The sequence below is a fragment of the Haloarcula sp. CBA1131 genome (genome assembly GCF_008728975.1).
Classification (GTDB): Archaea; Halobacteriota; Halobacteria; order Halobacteriales; family Haloarculaceae; genus Haloarcula; species Haloarcula hispanica.
Genome location: NZ_RPCY01000001.1, coordinates 640,659 through 658,248 on the forward strand (window position 1 = coordinate 640,659; position 17,590 = coordinate 658,248).

Here is a 17,590-nt window from a genome sequence, read left to right on the forward strand (position 1 = left end):
GGGTGATAATGGCTACAATTCACATATCGCCGCTGCGACAAGATTCCACCCCAAAACACATCACGCGAACAGAACGCTGGTGGTTACTCGTCGTCACGACGGTCGGCTGGCGTCCCCTGCGGGACGGCGTCGTCGTCGCTCCCCGGGGCGGTGTCGTCCTTGTCCTTCGGTGTCGCGTACTCCCGGACGTACGCGAGCAGGTCCTCGGGCGTGGCGTCGACGCCCTGTCTGGCGAAGAAGTTCGCGACGTTGCGGCAGTCCCGTTCGAGGAAATCGTCGGCGTTGGGGTGGTGGATGGTCACCGCCTGCCCGAGATCGATGATGTACAGTTGGCCCTCGTGGAAGACGATGTTGTACTCCGAGAGGTCGCCGTGGACGAGGCCGGCGTCGTACAGCCGGCGGGTGTACTCCTTGACAACCTCGTAGGCCGTCTCGGGGTTCTCGATGTGGACCTCGCTGAGACGTTTGCTGCGGCCCTCTTCGGTCCCGAGGTACTCCATCACGAGGACGTTCCGCTCGACGGCGATGGGCTCCGGCGTCCGGACGCCGGCCCGGCGGGCGCGCTTGAGGTTCGAGGACTCCTTGCGGACCCACGCGGTAACGACCTTCTTCTTGTCCGAGCCGATGCCCTCGAACCGGGGGTCGCCGTCGAGATAGCTCCGCATGTCCTTGAAATCGGAGGCGTTGATGCGGTAGACCTTGACGGCGACCTCTGTCTCGCCCGACAGCGCCGTGTAGACGTTGGCTTCCTTGCCGGTCGAAATCGGCCCGCCGAAGGCGTCGATGTGGCCGTCCTGCACGAGCTTGTACAGCGCGCCGTAGGTGGCGTCGTCGAAGACGCTGGCCTCGACCTTGAACTGGTCGGCGTCCTTGATGCGCTCGCGGAACTCGCTGAACTCGCGGTCCCGCTTGCGGGCGATGCGGTCGGCTTCCGTGTCGGAGACGTCGACCTCTTCCCATTCGTCACCCGGTGAGTCGACGTCGTCCGTATCGAGCAGGCCGAACTGCCCCTCGGTCACGCTTTTGCCTCCGTCGAGCCCGCAGCCAGATACATGTCAGGCTACTCCTGGATGTGCCCCTCCTCGCGAAGCTGGTCGGCGTCCTGTTTCTCATAGCGCCATGTGATGTCGGCTTTCTCGTCTTGCCAGTCCCAGGGTTCGACGAGGACCACGTCGTCTTCGCGTATCCAGATCCGCTTTTGCATCTTGCCCGGAATCCGGGCTGTGCGCTCGACGCCGTCCATACAGCGTACCTTGACGCGGTTCGCGCCAAGCATGTCCATGACGACGGCGAACACCTCGTCTTCTTCCGGCATCCGCAGGTTCTTTCTGCTGTCGTTGTCGCTCATAGACGGTACTTCGACGGGGAGAGGTTTAAGGTTTGGAAAAGTTGGACCGAGAACCCGGTCCGTGGCCCCCGTGACGGTGTGGGACAGACGCTGGGGCCGTAGAAAAGCGATGTCGTCGCGTCAGTCAGCGCCGAGACAGCCGACCCACGAGCAGTCGGTACAGGTTTCGATGCCTTTCGCCGTCGTCGTCTCCCCGCGACAGCGCGGGCAGATGGAGCCGATCTCCGGCGGCTGGACGGACTTACTCATCGGTGATGATGTCCGCCGACAGCCCCTGTGCCATCTCGATGTCCTTGGAGTTGTTCAGCGTCCAGGCGGTGCGCTCGGTGACGGCCTCGATGACCTCGCGGCCGCTCGGGAGGCCGTTGCCGGACTTCTTGACGCCGCCGAATGGCAGGTGGACCTCCGCGCCGATACACGGGAGGTTGCCGTAGGCGAGGCCGATTTCGGCTTCGTCGCGGAACTGGTTGATCTGGCGGTAGTCCTCGGAGATGATGGCACCGGCGAGGCCGTAGTCGACGCTGTTGTGCATCTCCAGCGCCTGATCGAAGTCACCCGAGTACTCAAGCAGCGCGACGTGGGGGCCGAACACTTCCTCGTTGATACAGCGCAGGTCCTCGTCGTAGTCGATCTCGTAGACGAACGGGCCGACCCAGTGGCCCTCCTCGTGACCCTCGGGAATCTCTTCGGCACCGAGGTCGGCGCGGTCGACGAGCACGTTCGCGCCCTCCTCGCGAGCGAGGTCGTTGTAGCGTTTGAACTTCTCGACCTGGTCTCGCTCGATGAGCGGCCCCATGAAGGTGTCTTCCTCCAGCGGGTCGCCGACGGCGATGTCCGCGGCGATGTCGACGAACCGCTCCTTGAATTCGTCATAGAGGTCCTCGTGGACGATGAGCCGCTCCGAGGAGACACAGCGCTGGCCGGTCGTCTTGAAGCTGGACATCACGGCCGAGTGGACGGCGATATCGAGATCGGCTTCCTCCGTGACGATGACGGCGTTCTTTCCGCCCATCTCGCAGGCGGCGATCTTGCCGGGTTCGCCGCCGACCTTGGAGGCGATCTTGTGGCCGACTTCGGCGCTGCCCGTAAAGAGGACCGTCTCGACGCGGTCGTCCTCGACGATGGCGTTGCCGGCGTCGCCGTAGCCCTGCACGAGGTTGAACACGCCGTCCGGGATGCCCGAGTCCTCGAACATCTCGGCGATGATGTGGGCACACCACGGGGTCTGCTCGGCGGGCTTCCAGACGACGGTGTTGCCCTCGACCAGCGTCACTGCGAGGTGCCAGAACGGGATTGCGACCGGGAAGTTCCACGGGGTGATACAGCCGACGACCCCCTTCGGCTTGCGCCGCATATAGGCGTCCTTGCTGGCGATCTCGGACGGTACCACGTCGCCGTGGGGGTGGCGGGCGTTGCCGGCGGCCCACTCGACCATGTGCCAGGACTCGGTCACGTCGGCCAGCCCCTCGCTGATTTCCTTGCCACACTCCATGGTGACGATTTCGCCGAGTTCCTCGTGGCGGTCACGCAGCTCGTGGTAGATGTCCCAGAGGTACTCTGCGCGGTCGATGTGCGAGAGCGAGCGCCACTCGTCGTAGGCGTCTTCTGCCGCGGCCAGCGCGCGGTCGACGTCGGCCTCGGTTCCGCGGTGGAACGAGGCGAGCGCCTCGCCGGTAGCCGGGTTCTGACTTGTGAACGTTTCCTCGCCGGTGCCTGTCGTCCATTCACCGTCGATGTAGTGTCGCCGTGAGTCGTCTGTACTCATGGTAGGTACTGTACGCGTCCCCCACCAATATGTTCCACCGTCCATGGTCAGGGGGCTGGTCGTAGCCTGATATATCATCTACAATCCGGCATTATCTCCCATGGTCGGTGTTCCCCTTATGAACCGCACCTTTATCTGCGTCCATATCGTGACTGTCTTTAGCACCCCTTCATACGGAGGGCGCCCAGTATGAGTGAAGCACAATCAGAACACGGGGGACTCCAGCTCACCCTGAGCATCTGGCATCCTGACTGCTGGACCCTCGAAGTCACCGATCAGACCGCGGCTGGCCTGTTGGCTCACGGCGTGTACAACACCCAGAACGGCAGCGTGAAGGGCCTGTTCACGGCGTACGCAGACAGTATTAACGACGTCGAGGATCTCATCGACGCGACCCGTGATTCGTCGCTGACCGACTCCGTGCTGGAGTTACGCGAGCGCCACGGCGCGACTGGCACGTCCTCGTCGCCGGGGAACACGACCCGCGAGCTGTTCGTCGAGTACGACCCGGACAACACCATTAGCGACAGCCTTCTCTCGCGGGGGTTCATCCACAACGACCCGGTTCGCGTCCGCCACGGCCGCGAGCACTGGCCGGTGTTTTTCCCGGACTCCCGCGACGAGGCCGAGTCGCTCCTCGACGAGATCCGCGAGGAACAGTCGGCCGATATCGAAGTGACTCGAATCACGTCCGCCGGCGGCGGCAATCCGCAGCAACTCCGGCGGATGGACAGACTCTCGGACAGCCAGCGCGAGGCGTTCGAACTCGCCAGACAGGAGGACTACTACGCGTGGCCGCGGGGCATCTCGACGCGCGAACTCGCGTCGAAACTCGGCGTTTCGAAGACGACGCTGCTCGAACACCTCCGGAAAGCAGAAGCGAAACTACTCGACCCGGACCAGTAAGTTAGCTCAGAACGGCCCGAACAGCGAACAGCGCGTTCTCTTTGCGTTCACGGACGCGCCGGTAGAAGTAGGAGAACCACTTGTCGCCGTAGGGGATGTACTGCCACATCGGGACGCCCTCCGCGGCGAGGTCGCGCTGGGCGTCGTCGCGGACGCCCATTAGCATCTGCACTTCGTAGTCAGTGCCGTACTCGTCGTGGAGGTCCTTCGCGTAGTCTATCATCGCCGGATCGTGGCTACCGACGCCGATACCGCCATCGAACTCCTCGAACATCAGTTCGAGACAGTCGCGGTAGGCTTCGTTGACGCGCTCTTTTTTCTTGTAAGAGACCTCTTTGGGCTCGGAGTAGGCTCCCTTGACCAGCCGGACCTTCCCGGGAAGAGGAGCGAGCCGTTCGAGGTCCTCGGGCGTCCGCTTGAGGTTTGCCTGTGTACAGACGCCGACGCCGCCCTCGTGGTCCGTGACGAGTCGTTCGTACGCGTCGAGGGTCACATCGGTCGTCGTGTAATCCTCCATGTCGACCCAGACGAAGACGCCGTGGTCGTCGCCCGCCGCAACGATCCGTTCGAGGTTCTCGACGAACACGTCGTCCCCAACGTCGAGGCCGATCTGCGAGGGCTTGACCGAGATAGCGCAGTCGAGGCCGCTCCTGTCGATTTCTTTGACTAACTCGATGTACTGGTCTGCGTCCTCGTTGGCGGGCTGGCGCTCGTCGTAGTGTTCGCCTAACAGATTTAGGATGCCCTTGACGCCGTCGTCGTTGAGCGAAGCGACGTGGTCGAGCGCCCCCGGGGCTGTCTCCCCGGCGACGAAGTTGTTCGCTATCGGCGGAATCATTATCGAAACTACGCCACTATATGAGCCTAAACGCACCCCCTACCAAAAAAGTCCTCCTCCATGGCCTGAAATTAAGTGAGTGTGAAACTGCCGAGCGTATCGTCGTCGTCCCGGTAAAACGTGTGATCGCCCGTGATATGCGCTGTACCCGAAACGACCGGGCTGGTCACGGTGACACCGTCGTCGACGTTTGTCTCGCTGATATACCCCTCGAACGCCGACCCCACCGGGCCGGTCACTTCGACACGCTCGCCAACAGCGAGGTCACCGTCGACGTGGTGAAGCGTCAACCGCGCACACGTCCCCGTCCCACAGGGAGAGCGGTCGATAGATCCGTCGGCGAACACCACACAGCTCCGGTCGCTGTCGCCGCCGGCGGTGAGTTCGACTGCCGAGACGGTCACTGACGAACCGGTGACTGGGTCGTCGGGTGCGACGTCGTTGACTGCTCGGCGGAGTGCCAGTGCGGGCTCGATACACTGCGTGGCATCCTCGCCGTCGAGCGTGACGCCCAGGCTCTCAGCGTCGACGACGGCGAAGTAGTTCCCGGAATAGACGATACGAGCCTCGACCGGGATGCCGTCCTGTTCGACGGTAATCGTCTCACAGACGTAACTGTCGACGTTCTCGAACGCGACGCGGTGGACGACGCCGTCAGCTATTTCGACCGTCACGTCGACCAGCCCGGCCGGGGTTTCGACGGTCAGTTCCCGCGTTTCGGGGAGTTCGCCCCGTTCGACGAGTGCGGTCACGACCCCGATGAGGCCGTGGCCACACATGTCCAGATAGCCGTCAGTGTCCATGAAGAAGACCCCGAGGTCGGCCCGGTCGGTGGGCACCGGGACCGCCCCGAACATATCCGCGTGTCCGCGGGGCTCCTGCATGAGGAGTTTTCGGACGCCGTCTGCTGTGGCTGCGAACCGGTCGCGTCTCTCCCGGACGGTCTCTCCGGCGAGTGTGTCGGCCTCGATGCCGTCGAGTACGATGCGCGTCGGCTCTCCGCCCGTATGCGTGTCTACCGTGATAAACTCCGTTCGTTCCATAGCCGTAGCGATACTCTATGCGGGAAAGGCGTTCCAGAAGTATTAATTGACGGCTTTCCGTACGCCGTCCAGAACATGGTGCCTACCATGGACGGTGACAGGGTTATACAGGGACTTACGAAAAAGGATATCAGTATACCATGAACGACCATGACAAGTCTTCGATCGACAGGCGAAGCGTAATCAAAGCCGCTGCCAGTGCCGGACTCGTCGGCCTCGCCGGCTGTTCCGGTGGTGCTCCCGACGAAGGTGACGGTGGCGACGGTGGTGACGGCGGCGACGGTGAATCGACGGACACCTCGACGGACTCAGGCTCCGAAACCTACACCATCGGGATGGTCGACAGCCTCTCCGGCTCACTATCGGCGTTCGGACAGCGGAATCAGCGCGGCAAGGAAATCGCGCTTGACGACGTCAACTCGGTCGGCGTCGGTGGCGGCGAACTGGCGATCTCACAGCAGGACGACCAGAGTACGAGCCAGGGTGGAGTCAGTGCAGCCCAGACACTCGTCAATCAGGAAGAAGTTCCGCTGCTCATCGGTACTGTCGGGAGCGGCGTCAGCACGGCCATCCACGAGAGCGTTGTCCAGAACACTGATGTCGTCCAGATCAGCCAGAACAGCACCAGCCCGAACCTGACGAACTTCCCGGACCTGCTCCGGATGCCGCCGGCCGGCAAGGCACAGGCGGAGGCGATCTCAACGCTCCTCGATGAAGACGGTAACGAGTCCGCTGCCCTGGCCTGGATCAACAACGATTACGGGCAGTCCGTCGGCGAGGCCTTTATCGAGGCCTACGACGGAGAAATCGTCTACAACGAACCCCACGACCAGGGCCAGTCCTCCTACAGTAGCACCATCTCCTCGATGGCTAACACCGACGCCGACGCGTGGGTGTTCATCACCTACCAGCCGGAGTTCGCAACGATGTCCCAGGAGGCGTTCGACCTGGGCGTCACCGATCAGGCCGCCTGGTACGGTGGGGACAGCGTCAAAGGCCCGAAAGTCCTCGAATCAGCTCCCGAGGGCAGCCTCGACGGAATGAAGGCCGTGGTGCCGAGCGTCCCACAGGACGCCGAGAACTACCAGGCGTTCGTCTCGGAGTTCGAGGAGCGCTTCGGCGAGGAACCAACGTCGTGGTCGGCGTACGCCTACGACGCGGTGGTCGTCAGCGCACTCGCTATCGAAGCCGCCGACGAGTTCACCGGCTCGGCGCTCATGGAGGTCGTCCGTGACGTGACTCGTCCCGAAGGCGAGGAGGCGACCACCTATGAGGATGCACACGAGATTCTGGCCAACGGTGGCTCGCCATCGGACGTGGACTACACCGGCGTGAGCGGCCCGATCGACCTCGACGAGAACGGTGATCCCGTCGGGTTGCTGCAGGTGTTCGAAGTCGTGGACCACGCGTACGAATCCAGCGGCTTCATCGAGGGCTAAGGCGGCCACGACCCTTTTCCAATTTCACCAATGGCGCAGATATTACAGTACCTGGCAAACGGGCTCGTTTTCAGTAGTATCATCATCCTCGGGAGCATCGGACTCTCGCTGGTCTACAGCATCGCCGACTTCGCGAACTTCGCACACGGCGATACGATGACGCTGGGCGCCTACGGGGCGTTCGTCGCGTTCGGCGTGTTCGGCGGTCTCGGCGGCACCGTTCTCGGTCTCCCGATCGGGTTCTTCATCGCCCTGGCAGTCGGAATGGCGCTAGCGGCCGTCGTCGCCGTCCTGACTCACATTCTCGTGTACAAGCCCCTCGATACGGACTCGATCGGGCTCCTCATCACGAGCATCGGCGTGGCGTTCGTCTACCGCGCGGTGCTACAGGCGTCCTTCGGGACGGACTTCCTGCAGTACGATATCCGTCGCAGCGGGCCGATTCAGGTGTTGCTGGACACGCTCGGCGTCGCGGTGACACAGCGAGACGTCGCGATCATCGTCAGCGCGGCGGTACTCGTCGTCGCTCTACACCTCTTGCTCCAGCGGACGACGCTGGGCCGGAAGATGCGTGCGACGGCTGACAACCCCGACCTCGCACGCGTGAGCGGCATCCGAACCGACCGCGTTATCCTCGTCATGTGGGTCGTCGGCAGCGCCCTGGCCGCCGCCGGTGGCGTCTTCCTCGCGCTGTACAGCCAGCTCGACCCGCGCATCGGCTTCAACATCCTGCTGGTCGTGTTCGCCGCGGTCATCCTCGGCGGTATCGGTTCGGTGTACGGGGCGATGCTCGGTGGGCTGCTCATCGGGATGCTCCACGAACTGACGCCGTTGCTCGGCGACATCGGGCTCCCCATCAGCAACGCCTACGCGCCGGCCGTCGCATTCGTCATCATGGTCGCGGTCCTGCTTGTCAGGCCCCGCGGCATCGCGGGTGATATGACATGAGCGCGCTCGATGTCGGTGGGTACTCGCCCCGGGAGAAAGGCGTCGCGGGGGTGCTGGGCGCGCTCGCCGCGCTCTTGCTCCTCGCGGTCATCACCGGCTTCCTCGCCCCAGCGTACCTGCTGTATCTCGTCGGGCTGTCGGCGATGTACATGCTCCTCTCGATGGGGCTGAACGTCCAGTGGGGGTACGGCGGCATGATCAACTTCAGCGTCGCGGCCTTCTTCGGCCTCGGCGCGTACGGGACCGCCCTGCTGACGGCATCCGGCTCGCCGATATCCGGTGGTGTCAGCCCCATCGTCGCGCTGTTCGGCGGTCTCGGTCTCGCCGCGGTGCTCGCGGTAATCATCGGCTATCCGACGCTGAAACTCCGCGACGACTACCTCGCAATCGCGTCGCTAGGGCTCGCAGAGGTCGTCCGTATCTTCATCCTCAACGAATCCCAGTGGACGGCGGGCAGCGCCGGGCTGACCGGCATCCCGCTGTTCTTCTCCGACTGGCCCGTGCTCGGTGACCTGACGTACCCCTACATCTTCTACGTAGGCGGGACGCCGGTGTTCAACATGAGTCAGTCGGTGGTCACCAGCGCGCTGAACGTCGTCCTCGTCACGGTGATTGTCGCGGCCGTCTACCTGTTCCTCCGGCGCATCCACCAGTCGCCGTGGGGCCGCGTCCTGCGAACCATCCGGACCGACGAGGACCTCGCGGAGACGCTGGGCAAGAACACGTTCGCGTTCAAGATGCAGGCCTTCGTCATCGGGAGCCTCATCATGGCGCTCGCGGGCGTGTTCTACTCCCACCTCGTCCTGTTCGTCAGTCCCTCGGACCTCCAGCCGATCACGACGTTCTACGTCTGGGTCGCTGTCATCCTCGGCGGCACCGGCAGCGACCGCGGTGCGATGCTGGGCGGGTTCACTATCGTCGCCATCCAGCAGGGGACGCGCTTCCTGACCGACACTGGCGCACTGCCCATCGGCGCGGCACCGCTCCGACTCATGCTGGTCGGCCTGCTCATCATCTTTATCGTCAGGCTCCGCCCGGAGGGGATTCTCCCGCCGGAGCGCGAGCTTATCTGGCCCGACTCGCTGGGCGGTGGTCGCGATGAGTGAGCAGTCGCTCGTCTCCGACGGCCCCGTTCTCGGCAAGGAGGACCCCGTCCTCCGTGCTGAGGGGCTGGAGAAACGCTTCGGCGGCCTCGTGGCGACGGACGACGCGTCAATCGAGGTCGAACGCGGCACCATAACGGGCCTCATCGGCCCGAACGGCGCCGGCAAGTCCACGCTGTTCAATCTCGTCTCGGGCTTCTACGAACCCGACGCCGGCTCCGTCGCAGTCAACGGCGTCGACGTGACTGGCCAGAAGCCCCACCAGATCGCCGATCAGGGGATGATCCGGACGTTCCAGACGCCGCGCAAACCGGAGGGGATGACCGTCCGGGAGGCGCTGCTCGTGGGGCCGCACAACCAGACCGGGGAGTCGATCATCCCGCTGTTCACCTCGCCTGACACCGTCGAACAGGAGGAACGGCGCTCGCTGGAACAGGCCCAGCAGATGCTCGAACGGTTCGAGATCGGCGATCTGGCCACCCAGCCCGCGACGGACCTCTCGGGCGGACAGATGAAACTGGTCGAACTGGCCCGCGGGATGATGGCCGAACCCGACCTGCTCCTGCTCGACGAGCCCGTCGCTGGCGTCAACCCCGTGCTGGCCGACAAGCTGGCCGGGTTCATCGAGGAACTCAACGAGGAGGGGATCACCTTCCTCATCATCGAACACGACATGAACTTCATCATGCGCCTGGCCGACCCGATTATCGTCCTCAATCAGGGGAGTGTCCTCGTCGAGGGGCCGCCCGAGGCGGTCCGGAGCGACGAGCGCGTCATTGACGCCTACCTGGGAGGGCCGTCGGAATGACCGACCCCATCCTCACCGTCGACGGCGTCGACAGCGGCTACGGCGAGGTGCAGGTGCTCGACGACCTCTCGCTGACGCTCGGCGAGGGGGAGATCGCCTGCCTCGTCGGCCCGAACGGGGCCGGCAAGTCTACCGTCCTCAAGACGGTGTTCGGGATGCTGGAGCCATGGACCGGCTCGGTACGTTTGGGCGACCGCGAGATCGGCGGCATGGCCCCCGAAGACATCGTCCGTATCGGCGTCGGCTACGTCCCACAGACCGAGAACGTGTTCGGCTCGCTGACCATCGACGAGAACCTCCGGATGGGCGGGGTCGCCCGCGACGGCGGCCTCGACGAGGTCGTGGCCGAGCTGTACGACCGGTTCCCCATCCTCGACGACAAGCGTACCGCGAACGCGAAGACGCTCTCGGGCGGCCAGCGGCAGGTGCTGGCCTTCGCCCGCGCGCTCGTGATGGAGCCCGACGTGCTCCTCATCGACGAGCCGAGCGCCGGGCTGGCACCGAACACTGCGAAAGAGGTGTTCGACGACGTGGAGACGGTCAACGACCTCGGCACGTCGATCCTCATGGTCGAGCAGAACGCCCGCGAGGGGCTGGGCATCTCCGACCGCGGGTTCGTCCTCGACCAGGGGACAGTCAAGTTCGAGGGCGAGGCGGACTCGCTGCTCGACGACCCCGAGGTGTCCCGGCTGTATCTCGGCGGCGAATCCCGCCGCTGAGGTCTCACATCGCTGTTTTATTCGCGCTCGCCGCGGAGCCGCGACGACGACCCTGCTGGCGTCGCATTCGAACGGACAAGGCAACACAGAAAAGCCCCCCTTGCATACCGCCTGCCAATGACTGTGACGCTGCCGACCGAGGCCGACGACTGGGCCGCCGCGTGGCGCGACCGGATAAACGACCGGTCCGAGTTCGCCGACAGCGCCGACGGCTTCACCGCCGTATTCTGTTTCGAAATCCGTGCTGACGACGCCTATACCGGCGAACCGATACAGTTCGTCGTTGTAATCAAGGACGGTGTCTGTACCGCCGCTGGGACGGTCGCGGACCCCGAGTACGACTTCGCGTTCCGTGGTCCCTACAGTCAGTGGGTCACGATGCTGCAGGGCGACCTCGATATCTCCGCCGCGGCGATGGACGGGACGTTCGACGTCGAGGGCGATACGATGCGGCTGCTGCGCCGCCAGGACACCATCGCCGAGATGGTCGCGGCGGCACAGAACGTCGACACCGAGTTCGAGCACTGACCGACGGGCTTTTGTCCGCCCGCTTGGCCTACACGGGTATGCTCGACAAACTCGGTGCGGTTGGTATCGGCGGCATCGTCGTTTTGCTCGCCGGCATCGGTCTGGTCGCGTGGAAGGCACCCATCGTCGCCGTCGGCATCGCTCTCGTTGTCGGGGGCCTCGGACTGGTCGTCTACGGCCTCGTCACGAGCCTGCTCGGCGCGTTCGGACTCGGCGGCGGCATGGGCGGTATGGGTGGCGGCGGCATGGGCGGTGGCGGTATGGGCGGCGACGGCATGCCCTGAGGCGGAGACGACTAACAGGCGGTGTCCGCATCAATATCGAACTCGAACCGTGCACCGCCGTGTTCTCCTGCTGTGGCACGTACTGTCCAGCCGTGGGCTTCGGCGATTGCCCTGACGATATAGAGACCGAAGCCGGTCCCATCAGCCGCCCGTGACGCGCCCGGTTCGAACACCCGCTCCCGTTCGTCGGGAGCGATTCCCCGGCCGTCGTCCTCGACCGCGAAGCCGTCGGGCGTCGGCACGACACGAACTGTTATGCCGGTCGCGTCACCGTCGCGTTCCTCGTCAGAGCCCCGTTCGTCGCGTTCAGGACCGTGTGTGACGGCGTTGGCGAAGACGTTCTCGAACAGTCGGAGCAATCGCTTTGCGTCGGCTTCGACCAGTATCGACGGCGGCGGTTCCAGCACTGCACTGCCGGTTTCGACGTGGTTCCACGCTGTCGTCGCCACGTCGGCGATATTGATGGTCTGCTTGTCGGCCGCCAGCGCTCCCTCTCTGGTCGCGGTTCGCATATCGTCGATGATGGCTTCTAACCGCCCCAACCCGTCTCTGGCGGCGTCGATACGTTCGGGCGACAGCTCCTCGGCAGCGAGTTCGAGGTGGCCGCTGGTGACGGCAAGCGGCGTCCGGAGGTCGTGTGCTAGCAGGTCAGCGAACTCCGTGAGCCGCTCGTTCTGCCGCTGGAGGTGCCACTCCCGTTCGCGCCGGTCCGTGATGTCGCGACCGACACCGCTGAACCCCTGCACTGTGCCGTCGTCCCCCGTAAGAAGCCGACCGCTGAGTTCGAACGTCACTACCCCTTCTGTCGTCTCCGCCCGCGCTTCGACGCTCGTTTGACCTGATTCAAACACCTCCTCGATGGCTGCTTCAACGGCTGCCCGGTCGTCCGCGACGAAAAACTCGGTTGGGTCCATGCCCGACAGTTCGCTGTCCGTCAGGCCGAACAGTTCGTTCAGTCGGGCGTTCCAGTAGGCAAGCCGGCCGTCCGTGTCGTAGACGTAGAAGACATCGTCGAGCGTTTCGAGTGCGGCCGCCAGAACACGACACTGGTCATCCATGCGAGAGAGAGGCACCCAATGAATATAACCACGCAGTACAGACGGCCCGCGGTTCGGCAAGTGACACTGAACGGGGTTCCATACAGCTACTGTCCGCCGACAGCCCGGACAGCGCCTAGTTCTCGCTTGTCGGCCGGTCGGCCCGGTGTTCGCTGATGATCTGGTCCACCATCTCCGCGTTCTGTTCCTTCCGGCGGTCGGCGGCGCGTTCCTCCCAGTCCTCGATTGCGGCCTCGATTTCGCCCTCGCGGGCGACGGCCAGTTCGTCCACTTCCTGCACGGTGACCAGTTCAGCCGGTGCGACGGGGACCTCGTTGTCGAACAGCACTTGATCAGCGATATCGGAGAGATTGCCGTTCCGGAGGACGATTTTCGGGTCGATGTCGGCCAACTGCTGCGCCGTCGAGCGACCCGCGCCCGAGGCGTCCCGGAACATGACGATGTCGTCCTCGACGAGGCCGAACCGCTCGTCGGCGTCGGCGATGGCGTCCTTGGTGAACTGCTCGACCACCTTGACCGGGGTGAGCCCCTCCTGTTTCTCCGACACGTCGGCGAAGTTCGAGTGGTCGAGCTTCCACAGCGCCTTCAGCCGGTCGAGTTTGTCGGCCAGCGCCTCGCGTTTCTCCTCCTCTTCCTCGACCTTCCGCTCTAAGGCCTCGTTGCGCCGCTGTAGCCGCGTCACCTCGCGGTCTTTTCTGACTTCGCGCCGGCCCTCGCTGCGGGCCTTCTCCAGCTGTTTGTCCTTCTCGGCGAGCTGGTCGTCCTTGCGCTTGATCGTCTCCTTGAGGTCGTCGACGTGTGATTCGAGCCGTTCGATGCGGGCGTTCAGCCGCTTGATCTCCTTCTCGTCGTCGGTGAGCTCCCGGGGCTCGTGAGCCGTGTCCTCTTCGGCCTCGCCGTCGTCGTCTTCGAGGTCACGCAGCACCGTCTCGACGCTCTCTTCGCCGGCGACGACGCGGTCGATGACCGGCCCCACGTCGTGCTGTGGCGGCACCTTGCTCGCGACGCGCTCGAACTGGTCGGCGTGGTGATCGAAGGCGTAGAGGGCGGCGGCCATCGCGTCGCGCTCGTGGTCGTTGTCGTAGGCTTCCTCGCGTGTCCGGTGTTTCTTCTCGTCGACGGGCAGGTCCGTATCGGGCTCCCAGCCGGCAGCGCTGAACGAGCGCCGGAGTTTCTCGACGGTCTCGGGCATCGGCGTCACGTCGGCGGCGACGACGACGGGCCGCCCGCGCTCGATAATCCACTCCGTCGTCGCGGCGGTGCCGTCGGTTCGCGAGGAGTATACATCCAGTACAGTGCCGTCGAGGGAGACGATGGCGACAGCCGTCGTTGTCCCGGGGTCGACGCCGACGACGACGTGGTCGCGCCGCTTCGCCAGCGGTTTGAACTCGATACCGTCCCGCCGCTGGCGCTCGATTTCGACGCGCGTATCGCCCGAACGCGCTCTCGATACGGGGATGTCCTGCGGTCGGGCCGACACCAGAAAGACGGCGTTCGAGAAGCCGCCGTACTTCTCGGTCACGTCCCGCTCGTACTCCAGGCCGGCCGCGTCGAGCTCGGACTCGATTTCGCGCGCTCGCTTCCGGACTGCGCCGTGGATGCGTCGCGTGTAGCGGTCTTCTGACCACCCACCTTTTCCGGTCGAGCGGCCCCGCGAGACCTTCACCTCCGTCGTGTCGGTGAATGCGGACACCTCCTGGCCGACGTTGGCGGCAGCCAGTCGGGCCGCGGCCTCGGCCTCCTCCATCGGGTCCTTGCCGTAGGGGACGCCGTGGCGCTTGGCGACCCGCGAGAGCGGTTCCGGTCGCTCGTCGCCTGTCACCTGCACCAGCTTCGTCTCGTCGGGGAGCGACCCCAGAAAGTGGATGAGGGCGTTTTTGTCCTCGGCGAGTTCGTACATGTTGTCCGTCGCGACGATGGCCGGCTCCTCGTCGTCGATACGCCGGCGGAGCTTCCGCCGCGAGACCACGTCTCGCTCGACTGATTCCCCGTCGAAGACCACTAGCGCGTACGACGGCGCGTCGCCGCGCACGTCGCCGCTCTGGATGTCGACACCGAAGACGACTGCGTCGAGCGCTGCCGTGCGGTTCACGAACCATGGTAGGCGACGGTCGACTATAAATCCGTTCCGGGCTAGCAGTATGGGCACTGTTCGGTACGTGAGTGAGACTTCGAACAGCCAGAAAGCCCCACCCAGCGTGGATTGTTCAACTGGCTTGCGGAGGGGGTTATTGTTCGGGATCGTTGACCCCAACACCTCTTATCAGGGCGCTCCGACGGCCCACTATGACCATCCCTCGCTACGCCGCGAGAGAGACTTCGGAGGTAGGTCGGCATGGTATCTGAACGGGAGAAGATGCTCGCGGGCGAGCACTACGACGCGAGCGACCCAGAACTCGTCGCGGCTCGCGAGCGCGCGAACGAACTCACCCGGGAGTACAACCGGACCGATCCATCGGACACCGACACCAGACAGGCACTCATCGAGGACCTGTTCGGCTCCGTCGGTGCGGACTGTCACGTCGAACCGCCCTTCCGGTGTGACTACGGCGACAACATCCACGTCGGCGAGGGCTTTTACGCGAACTTCGACTGCGTCGTGCTGGACGTGTGCCGGGTCGACATCGGCGACGACTGCCTGCTCGGGCCGGGCGTCCACATCTACACCGCGACACATCCGCTGGACCCGGACGAACGACGCAGCGGCGTCGAGTACGGAAAGCCAGTGTCTATCGGCCACAACGTCTGGATCGGCGGTCAGGCGGTCGTCAATCCGGGCGTCACCATCGGCGACGACGCCGTCGTTGGGTCCGGCGCTGTCGTGACCGACGACGTTCCCGCCGGCGTCGTCGTTCAGGGGAACCCCGCGTCGGTCGTACGAGAAATTGAGGACTGACGGCCCGCGCAGCAAGCGTGGCTGAGCGGCTGTGACCCGTCGCGGGGTTCTTCGCGCTGTGGCACGTACTGACTGTATGGACACCACGACCGAAGATATGGACACGACAACGGAACACGGCGTTCGGACGGTCGAAACGCGGGACGAACTCGACGACGTGCTGGCGACGGCCGACCGCGTACTGGCGATGGTCCGGACAAGCGGCTGTACAATCTGCAAGTCGATGGAGCCGATACTCGACATCGCCGCGAAAGCCACCGACGCGACAGTCGTCGTATTCAATCCCAAACGCGACCTCGATGCCGTCGACGCGTTCGACGTGCGGAGCGTCCCGACGTTCCTGCTGTTTGCCGACGGGGAGCTTATCGACCGCCGTGCCGACGGGTTCGTCCCGGCCGAGGAGCTAATCGAGTTCGTCGAAAGCGGGTCGGAATCGGACGCGTGAACCGAGTGGCCTTCTCACACTGAGACAACACTTATGTCCCCGCTTGTCGAAGCGCTCCCTTGATGGCCCTCCAAATCGGCTCCGTCCTCGAAGAGGCGGGGTATCGGCTGTTCAGTCGTACCGGCGCGATACTACTCGTAGCGTTTTTCGCCCTGATGGCTAGCTTTCAAGCACTGTTCAACACGATCGTGGCGACGACCTACACCAGGATGGGATACGGCGAGATCGCCGCAGCCCTGCCGCTGACCCTCGACATCTCGCTCAATGTCGCTGGTGCCGGTATCGCCATTGGCTCTGTGGTCTCACTGTATCTCACCATCGTGTCTTTCCGGACGTTCGCTGCCGGAGCGCGTGACAGTTTCCCCACGGGAGCGCTCACTCGGAACGTACCGCTGGCGATGGTGAACGTGTTCGTCGGCGGAATCGTCTACAGTCTACTGGTGTTCATTGGGTCGGTCCTGCTCCTCATCCCTGGCATCTTCGCCTACGTCGCGTTCATCTTCATGATGCCGTACGTCATCGTCGAAGACCGGAACTTCGTCGCGGCGCTCAAAGAGAGCTATCGGCTCACCGAGGGCAACCGGCTGGCGCTGTTCGGACTGCTGTTAATTGTCGGTACCGCCGCGGCGCTCGTCGGCGGTGTCATCGGATTCGTCGGCGCGCTGGCGCTTTCGGGGCCGACTTCGCAGCTTCCGACCATCGTCATCCAACCACTGGCGTCGCTGTACGGCACGGCGATTATCGCGGTCGCGTTCGAGCAACTCCGTGAGCGTGACGGGAGGCCGCCGTCGGCCCCGAGCGAGGACGATACGTCGATGGCCGCTCTCTGACTGGAGCCGCTGGCCGCTGTTGTCCCCACTCGGGACTACAGCGCGCTCTGTCGGACCGTGACTGTCTTATCCGTCCAGTTTCCTACCGGGAGCAATGCGACGGCATCGGGTCGGGACAAGCATGTACGCTGGTGTGCTGTTCGTTGTTCTCGGGACGCTCGCGTGGGCGAGCGGGCAGCCGTTCATTTTCCCGAGTCTGGGCCCCTCGGCGTTCATCCTGTCCTTCCAGCGGAACGGCGACCGGACGGACCTGATAAGCGTCGTCGCGAGCCATCTCATCGGCGGCGTTGCGGGGCTGTTCGCGTACAGCCTGCTTGCCGGCGGTGTCTCACTCGTCGCGGACCCGACCGCATTCTCCATGGCCGGGCTCCGCCTCGTCGCGAGCGCGACCCTCTCGCTCGTCGTGACGAGCTGGGGGATGATTGCAACAGATACGGTCCACGCACCGGCCTGCGCGACGACGCTCATCGTCTCCTTAGGGCTGCTCTCGACGCCGCTGCAGGTCGCAGTCATCGTCGTCGGTGTCGGCGTTCTCGTCGCGTTCCACGCGCTCGTGCTGTCAGCGTACCACCGAGCTACTGATCCGTCCCGGACAGCCCTGGTCGATGGCTGATGCGTCACACTGGCCCCTG

20 protein-coding genes are annotated in these 17,590 nt (G+C 64.4%); 12 read left to right on the forward strand and 8 right to left on the reverse strand.

Features of this window, described 5'->3' with window-relative positions; translation table 11 throughout:
• Positions 1-83: 83 nt before the first annotated feature.
• From rio1 to Har1131_RS03315, 4 genes are all read right to left on the reverse strand, one after another.
• Positions 84-1,019 (reverse strand): serine/threonine-protein kinase Rio1, encoded by a 936-nt coding sequence (gene rio1, locus Har1131_RS03305; RefSeq protein ID WP_004590597.1) that lies wholly within the window; start codon positions 1,017-1,019, stop codon positions 84-86.
• A 41-nt stretch (positions 1,020-1,060) separates the two neighbouring features.
• Positions 1,061-1,348, reverse strand: coding sequence for a translation initiation factor eIF-1A (gene eif1A, locus Har1131_RS03310; RefSeq protein WP_004516096.1), 288 nt, complete (start codon positions 1,346-1,348; stop codon positions 1,061-1,063).
• A gap of 120 nt (positions 1,349-1,468) precedes the next feature.
• Positions 1,469-1,597, reverse strand: a complete 129-nt coding sequence (locus Har1131_RS22465) for a hypothetical protein (RefSeq protein WP_023843444.1) — start codon at positions 1,595-1,597, stop codon at positions 1,469-1,471.
• A complete protein-coding gene (locus Har1131_RS03315) occupies positions 1,590-3,113 on the reverse strand; it encodes an aldehyde dehydrogenase family protein (protein ID WP_050037181.1) in 1,524 nt (507 codons plus the stop codon). Before Har1131_RS03315 ends, Har1131_RS22465 begins: the two co-directional genes overlap by 8 nt.
• A 189-nt stretch (positions 3,114-3,302) precedes the next feature.
• Between Har1131_RS03315 and Har1131_RS03320 the strand changes: the two genes are divergently transcribed.
• Entirely contained in the window at positions 3,303-4,019 is a 717-nt protein-coding gene (locus Har1131_RS03320) for a helix-turn-helix domain-containing protein (RefSeq protein ID WP_014041526.1), read from the forward strand.
• A 1-nt stretch (position 4,020) separates the two neighbouring features.
• Here Har1131_RS03320 and Har1131_RS03325 read toward each other — a convergent pair whose 3' ends face one another.
• Together Har1131_RS03325 and Har1131_RS03330 are read right to left on the reverse strand one after the other, a co-directional pair.
• A complete protein-coding gene (locus tag Har1131_RS03325) occupies positions 4,021-4,857 on the reverse strand; it encodes a proline dehydrogenase family protein (RefSeq protein ID WP_050037180.1) in 837 nt (278 codons plus the stop codon).
• Positions 4,858-4,928: 71 nt separating this feature from the next.
• The gene (locus tag Har1131_RS03330; RefSeq protein WP_050037179.1) at positions 4,929-5,900 is read right to left on the reverse strand and encodes a proline racemase family protein; all 972 of its coding nucleotides are present in this window, start codon (positions 5,898-5,900) and stop codon (positions 4,929-4,931) included.
• 140 nt (positions 5,901-6,040) lie between these two features.
• Here Har1131_RS03330 and Har1131_RS03335 point away from each other — a divergent pair, with 140 nt between their 5' ends.
• From Har1131_RS03335 to Har1131_RS03365, 7 genes are all read left to right on the forward strand, one after another.
• On the forward strand, positions 6,041-7,339 hold the full coding sequence (locus tag Har1131_RS03335) for an ABC transporter substrate-binding protein (RefSeq protein WP_050037178.1): 1,299 nt from the start codon (positions 6,041-6,043) through the stop codon (positions 7,337-7,339).
• A gap of 30 nt (positions 7,340-7,369) precedes the next feature.
• On the forward strand, positions 7,370-8,287 hold the full coding sequence (locus Har1131_RS03340; RefSeq protein ID WP_014041522.1) for a branched-chain amino acid ABC transporter permease: 918 nt from the start codon (positions 7,370-7,372) through the stop codon (positions 8,285-8,287).
• A complete protein-coding gene (locus tag Har1131_RS03345; RefSeq protein ID WP_050007487.1) occupies positions 8,284-9,393 on the forward strand; it encodes a branched-chain amino acid ABC transporter permease in 1,110 nt (369 codons plus the stop codon). The genes Har1131_RS03340 and Har1131_RS03345 overlap by 4 nt, the downstream gene beginning before the upstream one ends.
• Entirely contained in the window at positions 9,386-10,198 is an 813-nt protein-coding gene (locus Har1131_RS03350; RefSeq protein ID WP_023843442.1) for an ABC transporter ATP-binding protein, read from the forward strand. The genes Har1131_RS03345 and Har1131_RS03350 overlap by 8 nt, the downstream gene beginning before the upstream one ends.
• Positions 10,195-10,917 carry an ABC transporter ATP-binding protein gene (locus tag Har1131_RS03355; protein WP_011224244.1) on the forward strand — a complete coding sequence of 241 codons (723 nt, stop codon included), beginning with the start codon at positions 10,195-10,197 and terminating at the stop codon, positions 10,915-10,917. Before Har1131_RS03350 ends, Har1131_RS03355 begins: the two co-directional genes overlap by 4 nt.
• A 117-nt stretch (positions 10,918-11,034) precedes the next feature.
• Positions 11,035-11,445 carry an SCP2 sterol-binding domain-containing protein gene (locus Har1131_RS03360; RefSeq protein WP_014041519.1) on the forward strand — a complete coding sequence of 137 codons (411 nt, stop codon included), beginning with the start codon at positions 11,035-11,037 and terminating at the stop codon, positions 11,443-11,445.
• A 38-nt stretch (positions 11,446-11,483) separates the two neighbouring features.
• Positions 11,484-11,729, forward strand: coding sequence for a hypothetical protein (locus Har1131_RS03365; RefSeq protein WP_004590621.1), 246 nt, complete (start codon positions 11,484-11,486; stop codon positions 11,727-11,729).
• An 11-nt stretch (positions 11,730-11,740) separates the two neighbouring features.
• Here the strand turns inward: Har1131_RS03365 and Har1131_RS03370 are convergent, their stop codons facing one another.
• Complete coding sequence (locus Har1131_RS03370; RefSeq protein WP_050037177.1) at positions 11,741-12,787, reverse strand: HAMP domain-containing sensor histidine kinase; 1,047 nt, start codon at positions 12,785-12,787, stop codon at positions 11,741-11,743.
• A 115-nt stretch (positions 12,788-12,902) separates the two neighbouring features.
• Positions 12,903-14,879, reverse strand: a complete 1,977-nt coding sequence (locus Har1131_RS03375) for a DUF460 domain-containing protein (RefSeq protein ID WP_050037176.1) — start codon at positions 14,877-14,879, stop codon at positions 12,903-12,905.
• A gap of 243 nt (positions 14,880-15,122) precedes the next feature.
• On the opposite strand from Har1131_RS03375, the gene Har1131_RS03380 reads away from it, so the two are divergent.
• The 4 genes from Har1131_RS03380 to Har1131_RS03395 all read left to right on the forward strand — a co-directional run bounded on the left by Har1131_RS03380 (position 15,123) and on the right by Har1131_RS03395 (position 17,571).
• On the forward strand, positions 15,123-15,683 hold the full coding sequence (locus Har1131_RS03380) for a sugar O-acetyltransferase (protein WP_050037175.1): 561 nt from the start codon (positions 15,123-15,125) through the stop codon (positions 15,681-15,683).
• Between the two features lie 97 nt (positions 15,684-15,780).
• Positions 15,781-16,128 carry a thioredoxin family protein gene (locus tag Har1131_RS03385; RefSeq protein ID WP_044952312.1) on the forward strand — a complete coding sequence of 116 codons (348 nt, stop codon included), beginning with the start codon at positions 15,781-15,783 and terminating at the stop codon, positions 16,126-16,128.
• Between the two features lie 62 nt (positions 16,129-16,190).
• On the forward strand, positions 16,191-16,958 hold the full coding sequence (locus tag Har1131_RS03390; RefSeq protein WP_050037174.1) for a glycerophosphoryl diester phosphodiesterase membrane domain-containing protein: 768 nt from the start codon (positions 16,191-16,193) through the stop codon (positions 16,956-16,958).
• 94 nt (positions 16,959-17,052) lie between these two features.
• Entirely contained in the window at positions 17,053-17,571 is a 519-nt protein-coding gene (locus Har1131_RS03395; protein ID WP_050037173.1) for an HPP family protein, read from the forward strand.
• The last annotated feature ends 19 nt before the right edge of the window (positions 17,572-17,590 follow it).

Excerpts from the sequence above, each read along its gene's own strand:
- Har1131_RS03320 (WP_014041526.1), top strand. The coding sequence starts at position 3,303 with ATGAGTGAAGCACAATCAGAACACGGGGGACTCCAGCTCACCCTGAGC.
- Har1131_RS03365 (WP_004590621.1), top strand. The coding sequence starts at position 11,484 with ATGCTCGACAAACTCGGTGCGGTTGGTATCGGCGGCATCGTCGTTTTG.
- Har1131_RS03380 (WP_050037175.1), top strand. The coding sequence starts at position 15,123 with ATGGTATCTGAACGGGAGAAGATGCTCGCGGGCGAGCACTACGACGCG.
- Har1131_RS03350 (WP_023843442.1), top strand. The coding sequence starts at position 9,386 with ATGAGTGAGCAGTCGCTCGTCTCCGACGGCCCCGTTCTCGGCAAGGAG.
- Har1131_RS03355 (WP_011224244.1), top strand. The coding sequence starts at position 10,195 with ATGACCGACCCCATCCTCACCGTCGACGGCGTCGACAGCGGCTACGGC.
- Har1131_RS03390 (WP_050037174.1), top strand. The coding sequence starts at position 16,191 with ATGGCCCTCCAAATCGGCTCCGTCCTCGAAGAGGCGGGGTATCGGCTG.
- Har1131_RS03360 (WP_014041519.1), top strand. The coding sequence starts at position 11,035 with ATGACTGTGACGCTGCCGACCGAGGCCGACGACTGGGCCGCCGCGTGG.
- Har1131_RS03370 (WP_050037177.1), bottom strand. The coding sequence starts at position 12,787 with ATGGATGACCAGTGTCGTGTTCTGGCGGCCGCACTCGAAACGCTCGAC.
- Har1131_RS03325 (WP_050037180.1), bottom strand. The coding sequence starts at position 4,857 with ATGATTCCGCCGATAGCGAACAACTTCGTCGCCGGGGAGACAGCCCCG.
- Har1131_RS22465 (WP_023843444.1), bottom strand. The coding sequence starts at position 1,597 with ATGAGTAAGTCCGTCCAGCCGCCGGAGATCGGCTCCATCTGCCCGCGC.
- Har1131_RS03315 (WP_050037181.1), bottom strand. The coding sequence starts at position 3,113 with ATGAGTACAGACGACTCACGGCGACACTACATCGACGGTGAATGGACG.
- Har1131_RS03340 (WP_014041522.1), top strand. The coding sequence starts at position 7,370 with ATGGCGCAGATATTACAGTACCTGGCAAACGGGCTCGTTTTCAGTAGT.
- Har1131_RS03345 (WP_050007487.1), top strand. The coding sequence starts at position 8,284 with ATGAGCGCGCTCGATGTCGGTGGGTACTCGCCCCGGGAGAAAGGCGTC.
- Har1131_RS03395 (WP_050037173.1), top strand. The coding sequence starts at position 17,053 with ATGCGACGGCATCGGGTCGGGACAAGCATGTACGCTGGTGTGCTGTTC.
- Har1131_RS03385 (WP_044952312.1), top strand. The coding sequence starts at position 15,781 with ATGGACACGACAACGGAACACGGCGTTCGGACGGTCGAAACGCGGGAC.
- eif1A (WP_004516096.1), bottom strand. The coding sequence starts at position 1,348 with ATGAGCGACAACGACAGCAGAAAGAACCTGCGGATGCCGGAAGAAGAC.
- Har1131_RS03330 (WP_050037179.1), bottom strand. The coding sequence starts at position 5,900 with ATGGAACGAACGGAGTTTATCACGGTAGACACGCATACGGGCGGAGAG.
- Har1131_RS03335 (WP_050037178.1), top strand. The coding sequence starts at position 6,041 with ATGAACGACCATGACAAGTCTTCGATCGACAGGCGAAGCGTAATCAAA.